General features: G+C 63.9%; 17 protein-coding genes. 4 read left to right on the forward strand and 13 right to left on the reverse strand.

Annotated elements, in window-relative coordinates; all coding sequences use genetic code 11:
- Positions 1-366: 366 nt before the first annotated feature.
- From ACFOW7_RS00240 to ACFOW7_RS00295, 12 genes are all read right to left on the reverse strand, one after another.
- Positions 367-705, reverse strand: coding sequence for a P-II family nitrogen regulator (locus ACFOW7_RS00240; RefSeq protein WP_378167958.1), 339 nt, complete (start codon positions 703-705; stop codon positions 367-369).
- A 51-nt stretch (positions 706-756) separates the two neighbouring features.
- Complete coding sequence (locus ACFOW7_RS00245; RefSeq protein WP_378159762.1) at positions 757-1,542, reverse strand: peptidylprolyl isomerase; 786 nt, start codon at positions 1,540-1,542, stop codon at positions 757-759.
- Between the two features lie 66 nt (positions 1,543-1,608).
- Entirely contained in the window at positions 1,609-1,836 is a 228-nt protein-coding gene (locus ACFOW7_RS00250) for a BolA family protein (RefSeq protein WP_378159764.1), read from the reverse strand.
- A 53-nt stretch (positions 1,837-1,889) separates the two neighbouring features.
- Positions 1,890-2,192: a YciI family protein gene (locus ACFOW7_RS00255; protein ID WP_378159766.1), complete on the reverse strand. Its 303-nt coding sequence runs from the start codon at positions 2,190-2,192 to the stop codon at positions 1,890-1,892.
- Position 2,193: 1 nt separating this feature from the next.
- Positions 2,194-2,790, reverse strand: a complete 597-nt coding sequence (locus tag ACFOW7_RS00260; RefSeq protein WP_378159768.1) for a septation protein A — start codon at positions 2,788-2,790, stop codon at positions 2,194-2,196.
- A 239-nt stretch (positions 2,791-3,029) separates the two neighbouring features.
- Positions 3,030-3,809 carry an ABC transporter ATP-binding protein gene (locus ACFOW7_RS00265; protein ID WP_378159770.1) on the reverse strand — a complete coding sequence of 260 codons (780 nt, stop codon included), beginning with the start codon at positions 3,807-3,809 and terminating at the stop codon, positions 3,030-3,032.
- On the reverse strand, positions 3,806-4,792 hold the full coding sequence (locus ACFOW7_RS00270) for a FecCD family ABC transporter permease (RefSeq protein ID WP_378159772.1): 987 nt from the start codon (positions 4,790-4,792) through the stop codon (positions 3,806-3,808). The genes ACFOW7_RS00265 and ACFOW7_RS00270 overlap by 4 nt, the downstream gene beginning before the upstream one ends.
- Positions 4,789-5,583, reverse strand: a complete 795-nt coding sequence (locus tag ACFOW7_RS00275) for a heme/hemin ABC transporter substrate-binding protein (protein ID WP_378159774.1) — start codon at positions 5,581-5,583, stop codon at positions 4,789-4,791. Before ACFOW7_RS00275 ends, ACFOW7_RS00270 begins: the two co-directional genes overlap by 4 nt.
- Entirely contained in the window at positions 5,567-6,598 is a 1,032-nt protein-coding gene (locus ACFOW7_RS00280; protein WP_378159776.1) for a hemin-degrading factor, read from the reverse strand. Before ACFOW7_RS00280 ends, ACFOW7_RS00275 begins: the two co-directional genes overlap by 17 nt.
- Positions 6,599-6,625: 27 nt before the next feature.
- Positions 6,626-8,794, reverse strand: a complete 2,169-nt coding sequence (locus tag ACFOW7_RS00285) for a TonB-dependent hemoglobin/transferrin/lactoferrin family receptor (RefSeq protein ID WP_378159778.1) — start codon at positions 8,792-8,794, stop codon at positions 6,626-6,628.
- 207 nt (positions 8,795-9,001) lie between these two features.
- Positions 9,002-9,160 (reverse strand): hemin uptake protein HemP, encoded by a 159-nt coding sequence (gene hemP / locus ACFOW7_RS00290; RefSeq protein WP_378159780.1) that lies wholly within the window; start codon positions 9,158-9,160, stop codon positions 9,002-9,004.
- 169 nt (positions 9,161-9,329) lie between these two features.
- A complete protein-coding gene (locus ACFOW7_RS00295; RefSeq protein ID WP_378159782.1) occupies positions 9,330-10,070 on the reverse strand; it encodes a hypothetical protein in 741 nt (246 codons plus the stop codon).
- 104 nt (positions 10,071-10,174) lie between these two features.
- Between ACFOW7_RS00295 and cadR the strand changes: the two genes are divergently transcribed.
- Together cadR and ACFOW7_RS00305 are read left to right on the forward strand one after the other, a co-directional pair.
- A complete protein-coding gene (gene cadR / locus ACFOW7_RS00300) occupies positions 10,175-10,624 on the forward strand; it encodes a Cd(II)/Pb(II)-responsive transcriptional regulator (protein ID WP_449252207.1) in 450 nt (149 codons plus the stop codon).
- 511 nt (positions 10,625-11,135) lie between these two features.
- Positions 11,136-11,717 carry a DUF1993 family protein gene (locus tag ACFOW7_RS00305; protein ID WP_378159784.1) on the forward strand — a complete coding sequence of 194 codons (582 nt, stop codon included), beginning with the start codon at positions 11,136-11,138 and terminating at the stop codon, positions 11,715-11,717.
- Positions 11,718-11,877: 160 nt separating this feature from the next.
- Here the strand turns inward: ACFOW7_RS00305 and phbB are convergent, their stop codons facing one another.
- Entirely contained in the window at positions 11,878-12,612 is a 735-nt protein-coding gene (phbB, locus tag ACFOW7_RS00310) for an acetoacetyl-CoA reductase (protein ID WP_378159787.1), read from the reverse strand.
- A gap of 218 nt (positions 12,613-12,830) precedes the next feature.
- On the opposite strand from phbB, the gene zapE reads away from it, so the two are divergent.
- Both zapE and ACFOW7_RS00320 read left to right on the forward strand, forming a co-directional pair.
- A complete protein-coding gene (zapE, locus tag ACFOW7_RS00315; protein WP_378159789.1) occupies positions 12,831-13,991 on the forward strand; it encodes a cell division protein ZapE in 1,161 nt (386 codons plus the stop codon).
- An 83-nt stretch (positions 13,992-14,074) separates the two neighbouring features.
- A complete protein-coding gene (locus ACFOW7_RS00320) occupies positions 14,075-14,395 on the forward strand; it encodes a DMT family transporter (RefSeq protein ID WP_378159791.1) in 321 nt (106 codons plus the stop codon).
- Positions 14,396-14,415: the final 20 nt, after the last annotated feature.

The following is a 14,415-nucleotide window of genomic DNA, read 5'->3' on the forward strand; positions in this document are numbered from 1 at the left end:
ATGTTTTCCGTCATGTGCGGTCGCTTGATCCTCAGCGAGAACCAAGGCAAGGGTGCGTTACGACCTTCGGTCTGGCGCACCCCTGTATGCTCGTATCCCGTAGGAGCGTTCCCTGCCGAGCCAAGACCAAATGCCGGATGCACCCGGCCAGACGCTGTGTTTTCACGCCGTTTTGGATGAGGTCTTCCCATTTCGCTGCGCTGAGCTGTCTAAGCCCGGGTTTTCCGGAAATGCATCGCCCATCACTGGCTGAGTGCTACAAAGAAAATTTCAGGAAAAACAAGCGCTAGCATTGTTGCATTCTACGAATAGAAAAAACAAAAACCCGCCGAAGCGGGTTTTTGTTGTCGATCGAGCGTGGCGGTCTCAGACAGCTTCGACCCCGGTCTCGCCGGTGCGGATCCGCACCACTTGCTCGACGGCGGTGACGAAGATCTTGCCGTCGCCGATCTTGCCGGTCCGGGCCGCCTTGACGATGGCGTCGATGGCGGCTTCGACCTTGTCGGCGGCCAGCACCACCTCGATTTTCACCTTGGGCAGGAAATCCACCACATACTCGGCGCCCCGGTACAGCTCGGTATGGCCTTTCTGACGGCCGAAGCCCTTGACCTCGGTGACGGTCAGGCCGCTGATGCCGACTTCCGCGAGCGCCTCGCGCACTTCGTCGAGTTTGAACGGCTTGATGATGGCTTCGATTTTCTTCATGTCCATCGGACGTCTCCCGGCGTAGGGCGGCGGGGCTGGCCCGCCTGACGATTACTCGATCTTGGCCTTGGCCTTCAGATCGCTGATCATCTTCTCGATTTGCTTGCCCTGGGCTTGCTGTTGCAGCTGGGGCTTCATTTCCTCGAACGACGGGCCTTGCACATCACGCATGTCTTCGAGCTTGATGATGTGGTAGCCGAACTGGGTCTTGACCGGCTCTTGCGTGATCTGGCCCTTCTTCAGCTTGCTCATGGCCTGGCCGAATTCCGGCACGAAGCTGTCAGGCACGCTCCAGCCCAGATCGCCGCCCTTGTCCTTGCTGCCCGGATCCTTGGACTTTTCCTTGGCCAGGTCTTCGAACTTCTTGCCCTTCTTCAGCGCAGCCAAGATGGCCTTGGCCTCGTCTTCCTTCTCGACCAGGATATGGCGGGCCTGGTATTCCTTGGGCGGCATCTGCGACTTCATCTTGTCGAACTCGGCCTTGAGTTCGGCGTCGGGCATCGGGTTGTTCTTTTGATAATGGGCCACGAAGGCGTTCAGCAGAGCGTTCTGCTTGGAGATTTCCATCTCCATCTGGGTATCGGCCTGCTTGTCGACACCTTGCTTCACGGCTTCCTGGGTCAGGACTTCCTTCAGCACCAGGTCATCGCGAATCTTCTGGCGCAGGTCCGGGCTGTCCTTGGCGCCGCGTTCGGCCAGCTTCTTCAGGATGAAATCCATCTTGGCCTGGGGGATGGCCACACCGTTCACGGTGGCGACCGGCTTGTCGGCAGCGAAGGCAGCGCCGGCGACCAGCGCGGCGATCAGGGTCAGGGCGAGGCGGGATTGGGTGCGCATCGATAAGTCCTTGTGGCGATTCGTTTGGTTTGGTTTGGAAATCAACACGCGGCCGGAAAGGCTGCGCTATGGGTGTTCCGTCGGTGTACGGGCATCGATGGCCAAGGCGTGGATTTCGCGCCTCATCATCTCGCCCAGGGCGTCGTACACCATACGGTGACGCGCCACACGCGACTGGCCGGCAAAGCGTTCGGAGACGATCGTCAAGAGATAGTGTCCGCCACCGCTTGCCGCACCGGCATGGCCGATATGGCGGGCGCCGTCGTCATGGAGTTCCAGGACGGTCGGCGCCAAAACCGCGAGTTTCGCACGGATTCGTTCGCTTGTGCTTGGCTCTTTCGCGTCGTTCATGCCGGTAGAACCTTCTTGAAGGGTTTGACTTCGACCTCGGCGTATACCCCGGCCGTGACATAGGGGTCGGCGTCGGCCCAGGCGCGGGCGGCGGCCAGATCGGCGAATTCCGCCACGATCAGGCTGCCGCTGAAACCGGCCGGGCCGGGGTCGGGGCTGTCGATGGCCGGGCAGGGGCCGGCCAGCAACAGCCGGCCCTGGTCTTGCAGCGCTTGCAGCCGGGCCAGATGGTCGGGCCGCGCTGCCAGTCGGCGCGCCAGGCTGTCGGGCGCGTCGCGGCCGAGAATCAGGTAGTACATCTCAGGACTCCTTATGCTGGCCGCTCTGTTCGGCCTTGTCGTCGGCCGGCAGATGGCGCGACAGATAGAGGGCCTGGAGCAGGATAAACACCGGGGTGATCACGATCACGCAGATCAACTTGAAATTGACCCAGGTGGCTTCGGGCAGACTGAACGCCACCGCCAGATTGACCACGCCCATCAGAACAAAGAACGCTGCCCATATCCACAACAAACGATCCCAGACCGGTTCGGGCAGGCTGAGTTCCTTGCCCATCACCGCTTTGAGCGGATGTTTGCCGTAGACATAGCGGCTGATGACAAAGGCCACCGCGCCTATCCAGTAGAGCACCGTGGGTTTCCAGTAAATGAATACCTGGTCATGCAAGGCGATGGTGGCACCGCCGAGCACACCGATGCTGATCAGGGCCATCCACTGCATCAGCTCGATTTTGCGGCCGCGCAGCTTGAGGTAGGCGATCTGCCCCACGGTCACCACGATCGCCAGAGCCGTGGCGAATTCGATCGGCTTATTGAGATGGAGGGCCGGCACGGTCAGGCCGGAATGAAAGCCGATAAAGAACAGCGCAATCGGCAGCAGGTCGAAGAGGAGTTTCATGGTCGCGCGATTATGCCGTCATCGTGACGACGGCACAACGCCAGCAAGTGCACTGAGGCCCGCGACAGTTGTATGAAAGTTTTGTGTCAAAAAATATTGACAGCGATAGGATGAACGCCGCACCCAATCTTGCACATATTTAAATAAATAAAAATTTGTGCCCGGATGGTATTTTTTCTCCGCCATCGATCAGGCGGCCAGGGCAGCCTGGCCCCGGGCGAGACCATGCTGCCGTCGCATCAACCCGCTTCGCCGATCGCCATCTGCCACTGGCCATCGCCGCCGCGCCACAGCGCAAGCGGCCAGCCATAGACGGCGCTGAGCCGCTCGCGCGTCAGCACCTCGGCGGCCCGGCCGCAGCCCAGCAGCCGGCCGTCACCCAGCAACGCCACCTGATCCGCCCAGCGCGCCGCCTGTGGCAGGTCGTGCAGCACTGCCACGATGGTGCGGCCGCGGTCGGCTTCCTGGCGGAGCCGGCGTAACAGCAGCGCCTGATGTTTGAGGTCGAGGTGGTTGGTCGGCTCGTCCAGCAGCCAGATCGGCGCAGCCTGGGCCAGCAGGCGGGCAAAGCCCGCGCGCTGACGCTCGCCACCTGAAAGCCGTGCCCACGGCCGCTCGGCGAGTGCGGTCAGTTCGCAGTCATCGATGGCGCTGGTCACCGCGGCCAGATCGTCTGCATCGGGTCGGCCGAACTGGCCCAGCGCCGGACGGCGGCCAAGCAGCACATAGTCATGCAGGGTGAAGGGCAGCGCAGTCGGGGCGAATTGCCCGAGCCAGCCAAGCCGACGCGCCCGTTCGCGGTCGGGGTAGCTGGAGAGCGTCTGACCGTCGAGCAATACCTGACCGGCCGAGGGCTGCGCCAGACCTGCCAGCAGCCGCAACAGGCTGGTCTTGCCCGCCCCGTTGGGCCCGACCAGCGCGGTCAGGCTGCCGGCGGGCAGGGCCAAGTCGATGCCTTCGAGCAGGACCCGGCCATGGCGATAGAGCGCGGCAGCCTGGGTACTCAGTACCGCGTTCATCGCTCACCTCGCCGGCGCAGAAACAGCCATAGAAAGAATGGCGGCCCGACCAGGGCAGCCAGCAGGCCGACCGGCAGGTCAACCGGGTAGACCGCGCCGCGCGCCAGCGTGTCCATACCCAACAAGAAGACCGCCCCGACCACGGCCGAGATGCCGATCAGCCGGCGTCGGCTACCTCCCAGCCACAGCGCGCAGGCATTGGGCACCATCATGCCGACAAAGCCGACCAGTCCGGCCAGCGTCACCGCACCGCCGACGGCCAGTGCGGCGCCCAGCGCCGTCCAGCGCCGCAGTGCGGGCAGATCGATGCCCAGGCTGATCGCCTCGTCCTCGCCCAGCAACAGACAGTCGAGATCGCGGCCTTGCCACCACAGGATCAGTAGACCGGCAATCGACACGGGTGCCGCCAGCCAGAGCGGTGCGGCGGCGGAATTGCCCAGATGGCCCGACAGCCAGGTGGTGGCGCCGCGCAGTGTCAAATCATCCGAGAGAAACAGCACCAGACCGCATACCGCACTGGCAAAGCTGCCGATGACCAGACCCAGCACCAGCAGGCCCAGTTCGCCGCCGTCGAGCAGCCGGTTGAACAGCAAGAGCAGCCAGGTAACGGCGAGGCCGCCGACAAAGGCGGCAAAGGGCATTCCCATGCTGTCCCAGCCCAGCGCCATCACGCCGATGGCCCCCAGCATCGCACCGCTCGAAGTTCCGATCATGCCGGGGTCTACCAGGGGATTGCGAAACAGCGCCTGGAGCGCGGCACCGGCGCCGGCCAGCGCCGCGCCGACCAGCAGGGCTGACAGAAGACGCGGCAGGCGCAGGCCGTTGAACAGCGGATCGTTCAGATCGGGCCATTGCCAGCCGTCGCCGTGAAAGCCGAAGGCAAAGCCGATCAGGCCAAGACCTGCCAGCAGCATCAGCCATGGGCCGCTGCCGGAGAACACTTGATAGACCGGTGGACGGGTCAGGCGCGGCGCTGCGGTCACGACGCCCCCAGTTCGCGCAGCCGCTTCACCACCGCCGGACTGTTCAGATTGATATTGAACAGTTCATGCACCGGCCATTCATAGACGCGGCCACGGCGGCCAGCCGGGGTGGCGGCGATATCGGGGCGGACACGCAATTGCTCCAGACTGCCGTAGACCGCCCGATTATGGCCGGCCACCAGGATCAGGTCGGGGGCGAGCCGGGCGATGGCCTCAGGTTCGAGCGGCTTGTGGCCCTCGACCTCTGCTGCGACATTGATGGCGCCCGCTGCCCGGATCAGCAGATCGGACGGCGTATCGCGCCCGGCCACCGTGCGGCCTTCGTAGCTGATCAGGATGCGGCGACCGCTGGCGGCCGCCGGGGTCATGCCTTGTTGCCATTGCTGCGCCAGCCGGTCGGCGGCCGGCGTGGCGCCCAGCAGAGAGCCGACGGTGCGGATCGCTTCGGCGTAGTCGCGGCCGTCGCCATGGGCCGACACCTGGACGGCACGGATGCCGACGCGGCGGAACTGTTCCCAGATGCTCGATGGCTGGGCGGCGGCGCTGCCCAGCACCAGGGTCGGTTGCAGCCGCGCCACCGGTTCGACCGAGAGCGCGCGCGACAGGCCGATCACCTTGGCGTGGCTGAGTTCGGGCTGGCGCGCCATCTGGTCGCGCCCGATCACGTCGCTGGCGCGGCCGAGCGCCACGGCAATCTCGGCCACATCGGCCGTCAAGGCGACCACACGCTCGGCTGCGCCTGCCGGCACGAACAGGCTCAGCGCCAGCAGGGGACTAAGCCAGCGTCGCATCGTCCGCCTCCGCATTGGCCAGTTCATGGGCCAGCCGAGTCCAGGCTGCCAGTTCCGGCTTGCCCGGCTTGCGGGCACCGAAGAACTGCACGATCAGTTCGCCCGCTTCATCGAAGCATTCGAGCGAAGTCACCATGCCGTCGCTGGTGGGCTTGCTGACCACCCAGACCCGGGCGAACAGGTCCATGCGCAGATGCAGATTAAAGCCCGGATCGAGCACATTGAGCCACGGCCCCATCGGCTCGATCCGCTTGACCGGGCCGGTATGGATCTGGATGCAGCCGGGGCTGCCGACAAAGGCCATGATGGGCAGGCCAGTATGGGCGGCTTCGCGCAGCATGGTTTCGACCGCGTCGGTACCGACCGGCCGCGCCAGCCCGTCGGGCGCCAGCCGCAGCGCCTGTTCGCGGGCAACACCAAAGCGGCGCAGCAGTGGGAAGAACTCGTGGGTGTCCTGTAGGGCAAGCCAACCGGCACGGAAGCCTGCCACATCGATTTCCGCATCGCGCACCACACTGGGCTGCGGCCGTTCGCGGTCGGGACTCAACGCTGCCGGCTGGCTGGCGTAATGGGCGACCAGCTGCTCGAACGCGGCCTGATCGCTGTCGCCGGTCAGAAACACCTTATGCACGGCGTCGCCGAAGCGGTCGAAGAACTGCAAGGAACAGCGCTCGCCGCGCAAGGCAAAGCCATAGCGCCACTGGCTGAGGAAAAAGCGCAGGTCGATCTCGTCGTTGAGGGCAAGTCCGATATGGCCGTCGATGCTGACATTGCCGTAGATGCCGGTCTTTTCGTGGACCGCGGCTTCGTTGCGGGTCAGGGTCATCACCGGGCCGAGCGGTTCGAGTGCACCCAGCAGTTCGGCGAATTTGGGAAACAGCGTCACTGCCAGCGGGTCGGCAGCGACCAGTTCGGCTTCGCTCACCCCGAGTTCACGGGCGGCGTCACGGGCACGCAGGCGTGGCTGATGGCGCTTGAGCGCTTGATAGGATTGCCACAGATCGGTCGCGTTCATCGCTTCTCCTGAGGGGAAAGTGCGCGTTTAGAAGCGCAGTTCGAGATTCGCCGCCACATTGCGGCCCGGTTGGCTATAGCGGTCGAGCGGCGCGCCGGTGGCGGCCAGGCCACGGGTATCGCTCCACAGCCAGTGCTTGCGGTCGCCCAGGTTGTAGACGCCGATATGCAGGCTGCCGGCGCGACCGAAACGCCATTCGGCGGTCAGGTCTAGCGTGCCCCAGCCCGGGGTGCGGAAGCCGTCAGGACGGCTGACCCGTTTCTTGCGCGCAGCGCCACGGGCAAGCAGGCCCACCTGCCACTGTTCGAAACGGTAATCGGCGCGCAGATGGCCGCTCAGCGGGTCGACGCTGTCGAGCGGCACTTGGTCGCTAGTGATATCGCCGCGAGCGATCGCCAGGGCGCCGCTCAGGGTCAGACGGGGCAGGGCCAGCCAGGCCGCCTTGAGTTCCAGTCCGCTGATGCGCACGCGGTCGAGGTTCTGGGCCTGGTATTCGAGCGCCACGCCGTTGTGGTTGGTGTCGCGCGGCGAGACCAGCACCTGCTCGATAAAGTCGCGGTAACGGTTGTGGTAGGCCGTGGCTGACCATTCGAAACCCTGGCTGCGGTAGCGGGTGCCGAGTTCGAGACTGCGGCTCTTTTCCGCCTTCAGCTGGGGGTTGGGCAGCACTTCGTAGCCGAACAGCGGGTTGGCGAACACCAGCATGGCGTCGTCAAAGCCCGGGGTGCGAAAACCGCTGCCGAGCTGGGCAAAACCGGTCCAGCCGCTGCCCAGCGGCAGGCTCAGTGCGAGACGGGGCGACCAGGCCGAGTCGCTGTAGTCGCTGACCAGATGATTGAACGGGTTGCTCAGCGCGAACAGGGCATCGGGGCTGGGATTCAGCTCGTAGTGGTCGTAGCGCAGCGAAGGCGTCACGGTCATCCCCGAGGCCCAGGCCAGCTCATCCTGTACAAACAGGCCCCAGCGGGTATTGCGGTTATCGGGGAAGGTCTTGTGCGGGAACTGTTCGCCGCCGACGCGCTTATTGGGCGGGATGCCGGGACGGTATTCGGTGCGGTCGCGCCAGCGTTCGGTCTGGCTGCGGGTGTATTCGCCGCCCCAGACGATGCTGTGGACCAGGTCGCCGCCGTCGAGCCGGTGGGTGAGCTGGGCATCGAAGGCATCGAGCTCCTGGTCGAAACGACCTTCGCTGACCCGGCGCACGGCGCCCGGGCGCCATTCGTCAACCAGCTCGCTCGAATCGAGGGTCTGGTGCGACCAGCTCAGGCGGGCGGCGCTAAACGGGCCGCTGCCACGGTAGTCGTAGGCCAGCGTGCTGCGGCGACGCTGGCTCTGGTCGTGGCTGTCCTGGGCCAGCACACTGGCGCTCAGATTGGACAGCAGACGGCCATCGACTTCGCGCTCGAATTGTTCGTGCGTGAGGCTGAGCCGCTGGTCCGGGAGCAACTGCCATTCGAGCTTGGCCAGTGCGTTATGGCTGTTCCAGTCAAGCGGGTTGGGGGTGGTGCGGCTGGCACCGATCGAGTCGTTGCTGCCCTGGTTATCCAGATTGTGCCCCCGGCGTGCGGTCAGGCTCAGCAGCGCGGCGAAGTTGCCGCTGCGCAGGGCCATCTGGCCGCCGAGCTTGCTGCTTTCATCGGCACCATGATAGGCCAGGCTGGCGCGGCCGCCGAAACGGGCGTTCGGTTCGAGCAGATCCTGCGGCGACAGTGTGCGATAGGCGACCACCCCGCCGATGGCGTCGGCGCCATAGAGGCCGGAGTAGGGGCCTTTGACGATCTCGACCGCCGCCAGGCTGTCGAGCTCGACCAGATCGCGACTGGAAATGGCGGCGCCGCCGCCTTGATACAGATCGGGCAGACGCACGCCGTCCACGGTCATCAGGAGCCGGTTGCCATCGATGCCACGGATGGTAAAGCCGGCATTTCCGCGCCGGTTCGGGTCACGGGCGACCGAGACGCCGGGCTCATCGGCCACCAGCGATTGGATATCGCGCACACGCGAGCGGTCGGTGCCTTCAGGCGCGAGGACGGCGACATTGGGGGCGGTCTCTTCGGTTTTCTTTTCCAGGCGGCTTGCCGTCACCGACACGGTGGGCAGGGCGGCGGCAGCGGCGGTCGGGGTATCGGCGAAGGCCGGCAGCACCGGCAAGGTGGCCAGCAAGGCGGCCAAGGGACGCAGGCGTGCGCCAGTCATAACGGGAAAGCTCCAAGCAGATCGGTCAGGCGCGGCAGCGCCACAGGACGGCAAAAAAATCGCCCCGAGCGGCGACACCGCTTCGGCCGTCGCTCGGGGCAAGGGCTTGGCTGGCTATCCCGACCGCACGAACCCTGCGAGGAAGGCGCGGCTAACGGAACTGGCTGGCTACATCGTCATGGATCGGGTGAATCCACCCGGCCACCCTCACTTGGTGAGAATGAGCTTTCCGTTGCGGGTCATCCGCAGGCGGTACAGCTCGCCCTGGTGGGTGATCAGCAACTCCGGCTGACCTCGCAACAGGGTGCGCGCTTCAATGATCGTTGGGAGCGGGCGGGCAGGTTTGGGGGGGTGGGCGGCATTCATGTTGCGAATGATAATGATTCTCGTTTTTTATGGCAAGCGTCCAGTTGAGAGAAAAAGGAGGAGGATCAATCCAGCGGAGGACGGGTGAGTCAGGCAGAAGAAGGCACGACGTAGCGATCGGTTACTGCGCCTTGGGATTCTGGCGCAGCAACCGGACGATAAGCTTGACTCACCGCTCCGGCGCCCGCCCAAAAAACGGCAGGGCCCGCTGCGGTGGGGCGGAGAAGTGCAGCGTGGTAGGCTGGGTCAGCCATTCGTCGCGCCAGATCACCACCACCCGGCCGTTTTTCGGGTCGACCGCAAGCGGTGTGCGCCGACCTGCGCTCTCCAGCTCAGCACGCGCGCCAGTCGGCAGCACGAACACGGCGCCTTCTTCCTGACTGAACAGATTGGACAGCTTCATCCAGGCCCGCTGATACCAGGGCGTCATCGACTTGAGTTGCGCGGCCGAGCGGTTGAGCGCGGCGCGTAGCGTGGTGGCGGGCAGTTCGGTCTGGGGCAGGTTGAGCCAGAACGAGGCCAGCAGCACCAATTCGCCCGGCGCCCGGTTGCTGTGCAGCTCAGCCTTGTCGGCCAACGCGGCGGGGCGCAGCGGGATGTCGATTTCGCCATGCGGGCCGATCGGGATCGCCTCCTGAAACGTCGGCCCGAGCAGATAGAGCCTGACTCCGACCAGATTGCCGTCCGGCCGTGCCGGCAATAGACGCATCTCCAGCCGCAGCGGACCGGCTTCGCGCTGAAAGCGGCTCAGCCATTCATAGGTCTTGGCATAAGGCAGAAAGCCGGGATCGCGTTGCAAGCCTTGTTGGGCGGCGATCGCCGTGACGGGCCGGGTCGGCGCCGGTGCGGGATTGGCCAGCACGGTGCAAGTCAGCAGCAAAGGCAGGCAGAGGCGGGCGAAACGGGGCAAGGCGGTCTCCTGATAAACGGTCGGTCGGATTATAGGGGAGGGCAGACGCTTGCCCGCAGCGCCAGGCCGGCCTAGCATCGCTGGATCGTCTGCGGAGTCCCACCATGTTGAAGATCGGCGAACTTGCCCAACGCACCGGCTGCCAGGTCGAAACCGTGCGTTACTACGAACGCGAAGGTCTGCTGCCGCCGCCCGGCCGCAGCCAGGGCAACTACCGGATGTATGGCGAGAGCCATGTCGAGCGTCTGCAATTCATCCGCCATTGCCGTGCACTCGATATGACCCTCGATGAAATCCGGGTACTGCTGGCCAGCCGCGACGCTCCCGACCAGAGCTGCGCCGAAGCCAATGCGCTGCTCGATGCCCATATCGGCCATGTGGCTGCCCGTATCGAAGAACTACGCCGGCTCGAAGCCCAACTGCTCGATCTGCGCCACCGCTGCGGCGCCGCCCAGGCCGCGCGCGACTGCGGCATTCTGCGCGAACTGGCCGAACCCGGGCCGTTGCCGATCCGTGAAGAAGGCTGCCGGGTCGGCGGTACGCACAAGCACTGAGCCGGCTGCCGTCAAGACCGGCGTTTCATGCACAGGGCCGCGATGGCCTCGGACGCACTGTGTCCGGGAAAAGATCGGCGAAAAACCTCTTGCCGCCTTGATGGCGCTCACTGAGCGTCGGACCCGACCGAACCTGCTCGGGATGCTCTCAAAGATCCGGCAGTTCGAGGCGCTAGAGCATTTCCAGCCAATGCGGAGTCAGCGTGGCCGGACCTCAAAGCGCAGGCTCAACCAGGCTTGGTGGTGATGCCGACTTAAACGAAAATGCGCCAGCGGTCGTTTCCGGTAGACAGGGAAACAAGTGCTCAACCCATTTCCGTCTGTTAAATATACAATTACCTGCCATTTACATATAAGTCAGATGCCATTTATATGGGCATTCTCTATGTGAATGGAAAAATTTCTGCACCATCAATATAAAGTCGCCCGGTAGAATGGCGACTTCGTCAATGCCTGGGTATCCAAGCCCGGGCATTCGTTTCCGTGCTGTATTGATTTGTCCGGGAGTCCCATGTCTATCGCGCCGCCGCCTGTTTCCCTTGACCAGCCGATCTATGCCCTGGCGCTGCCCTTGCTCGCCGAGGCGCTCGAAAGTGCCGCGCGGCTGTTGCGCAAAGCGGCAGCGGCGCCGGCCGGTCAGGCAGCGGCGGATTTGCTGCGTCAGCGTCTGGCACCCGATATGTTCTGTCTGGCCCATCAGGTCGTGGTGCTGACTGACAGCCTGGAAGGCGCAGCGGCGCTGCTGGCGGGCGAGACGGACGAGCCCTTGGCCAGTCTGATCTTCAATCGCGGCGATGAAACGGCACTGGGGGAAATCGACCAGCAGCTCGAACAGAGCCTGGCCCGGCTCGAACGTGCCCGCGCCCGGCTGGCGGCCTTGCCGCGCGGCACTTACCGGCTGCGGCCCGGCGAAGTGGTGACGGTGGCGCGGCCCGGCCATGTGCGGCGCTTTGAAGCGCTCGATTTTGTCTGGCGTTATCTGCTGCCCAACGCCTATTTCCATGTCTCGATGATTTACGCCTTGCTGCGACAGGCTGGCGTGGAAGTCGGCAAGGCGGATTTTCAGGGGCCGGCACCCTATTCGATCGTTTAGTGTCTTGCCCGATAGTCGGACCTCAAAGCGCAGGCAGGCTCGGCAGCGACTCCGATTTGAACGGACATGCCGCAGGGCGCCGGACGCCCAAAGCGGCCCGGACAACGCAGCCGCTCTGGTCCGATACGACCGCGCCGGTCGAAACCGGCGCGGCAAGCGCTTAACACATATGTTGACCGCCGTTGATGGCGATATTGGCGCCGGTGATGAAGCCGGCGTTTTCACTGGCCAGGAAGACCACCAGCTCGGCCACTTCCTCGGGGCTGCCGAGTCGGCCGACCGGGATACCGGCGATGATGGCGTGACGAACTTCTTCCTTGACCGCCATCACCATCTCAGTCGCGATATAACCCGGGCTGATGGTGTTGACGGTGACGCCTTTTTTCGCGACTTCCTGGGCCAGCGACTTGGTAAAGCCGTGCATGCCGGCTTTGGCGGCCGAGTAGTTGGTCTGGCCGAACTGGCCTTTCTGGCCGTTGATCGACGAGATATTGATGATCCGGCCGAAGTTGCGGTCCATCATCAGCTCGACAAACGGTTTGGTGACATTGAAGACCGAATCGAGGTCGGTGCGCAGTACCAGATCCCAGTCGAGCTTACTCATCTTGCGGAAGGTGGTGTCCTTGGTGATACCAGCGTTGTTGACCAGGATATCCACCTCTCCCACATCGCGGCGCACCTGCTCTGCCATCGCCTGACAGGCATCGAAATCGGCGACGTCGCACTGATAGGCATGAAAGGCATAGCCCTGTTCCTGCTGGTCGGCCAGCCATTGTTGCTCCCGGCCCGGCCGGCTGTAGGTCGTGACCACGGTGTAGCCCGCTTTGGCGAGACGCTGGCAGATGGCGGTGCCGATGCCTCCCATGCCCCCGGTCACTAGTGCGATTCTGGCCATGTTGCTGACTCCTTTGTTGTGTCGAATGAGAGACTCAGTATGGTCGCTTGTGCAGGTTTCTTTGTTATGGCGACGCGACCGCCAATATAGACCACTGCGGCGCTGGTAATAAACTGTAGCAAAACTACGAAATGACTGACGGTCGCCACGGCGCAACAGAGCCGGCAGCAAGGCAAGGGGCAGGTATAATCGGCGGGCCTTTGCTACCGCCATTTGCCATGTCCCAACACGCCTTTACCGCCCATATCCAGCCTGGAACCCCGCCGCGCCACTGGTATGACGAAGCGCTGTGCCAGCCCGGTTTCCAGCGCGATCCTGCCCAGGCGCTGGCCATCGACCATTTGCAGCGACTCTACGACGAGCTGGTCGAATTCAAACGCAAGCGCGACCGGCTGTTCGGCCGCAGCCTGCTGCCCAGCCCGCCGGTGCCGCGCGGTCTGTATTTCTGGGGCGGGGTCGGCCGGGGCAAAAGTTTTCTGATGGATGGCTTCTTTGCCTGCGTCCCCTACAAGCGCAAGCGGCGGCTGCATTTCCACCACTTTATGCGCGAGGTCCACAATGGTCTGCGCCGCCATCAGCGCGAAGCCGACCCGCTGGCCGAAGTCGCAGCCGAGATCGCCCGGGCCGCCCGCTTGTTGTGTTTCGATGAATTCCATGTGTCCGATATCGCCGATGCCATGATCCTCGGCCGCCTGCTGGAGCGGCTGTTCGAGGCAGGCGTGGTGCTGGTCGCGACCTCGAACTACGAGCCGGACGGGCTCTACCCCAACGGTCTGCAACGCGCCAATTTCCTGCCCACCATCGCCCTGATCAAGTCGCGGCTCGACGTGGTCAATATCGATGGCGGCAACGACTACCGGATGCGCACGCTCGAAAACGCCGGCACCTATCTTTGCCCGATCACTACCGATACAGACGAGCGACTCGACCGGATTTTCTCCCAATTGGCCACCGGCCCCGATCTGTCGTCCGAGCTGATCGTCGAAGACCGTCCCTTGCAGGCACGCCGCCATGCTGCCGGGGTGGTCTGGTTCGACTTTCCCGAACTGTGCATGGGGCCACGTTCGCAGAACGACTATCTGAGCCTGGCCCAGCAGTATCACAGCGTGATCGTGTCCAATCTGCCCAGGCTCGCCTCGCGCCAATCGGCCGAGGCCCGGCGGCTGACCTGGCTGGTCGATGTGTTCTACGACCATCGGGTCAATCTGATCATTTCGGCCGAGGCGCCGGTGGAGGAGATCTACACCGAAGGCACCTTTGCCAATGAATTCTTCCGTACCGCCAGCCGGCTGACTGAAATGCAGTCGCGCGAATACCTGGCCCTGGCGCACCAGTCTGCCCCGACCAAAGATCCAGCCATGACGATGGCTTTGACCTAATAGATTCATTTATAAATTATTGGCGCTCTGCTTCTTGCAGTGTTTTTGCCGTTTATTTGATTCACTGCCTGAAGGAGCGTGTTGTGCATTGGATTTACCTATTGATCGCCGGGGCGATGGAAGTGGCGTGGATGGTCGGCATGAAATACAGCGCCGGCTTCAGCCGTCCGGGCTGGAGCGCCTTTACCCTGGCGGCGATGGGCGTGAGCTTTTTCTGTCTGGCCAAGGCGATCAAGGTATTGCCGCTTGGCACGGCCTATGCGATCTGGACCGGCATCGGCGCAGTCGGCGGGGTAGTGGTGGGCGTGGTGCTGTTCAACGAGCCGCGCGATTGGCCACGGCTGCTGTGCGTCAGTCTGGTGGTGATAGGCATTGTCGGGCTGAAGCTGACCCACGCCGACTAGAACATCTCCAGACAGTTGGG

Source organism: Chitinimonas lacunae, assembly GCF_042650885.1.
Classification (GTDB): domain Bacteria; phylum Pseudomonadota; class Gammaproteobacteria; order Burkholderiales; family Chitinimonadaceae; genus Chitinimonas_A; species Chitinimonas_A lacunae.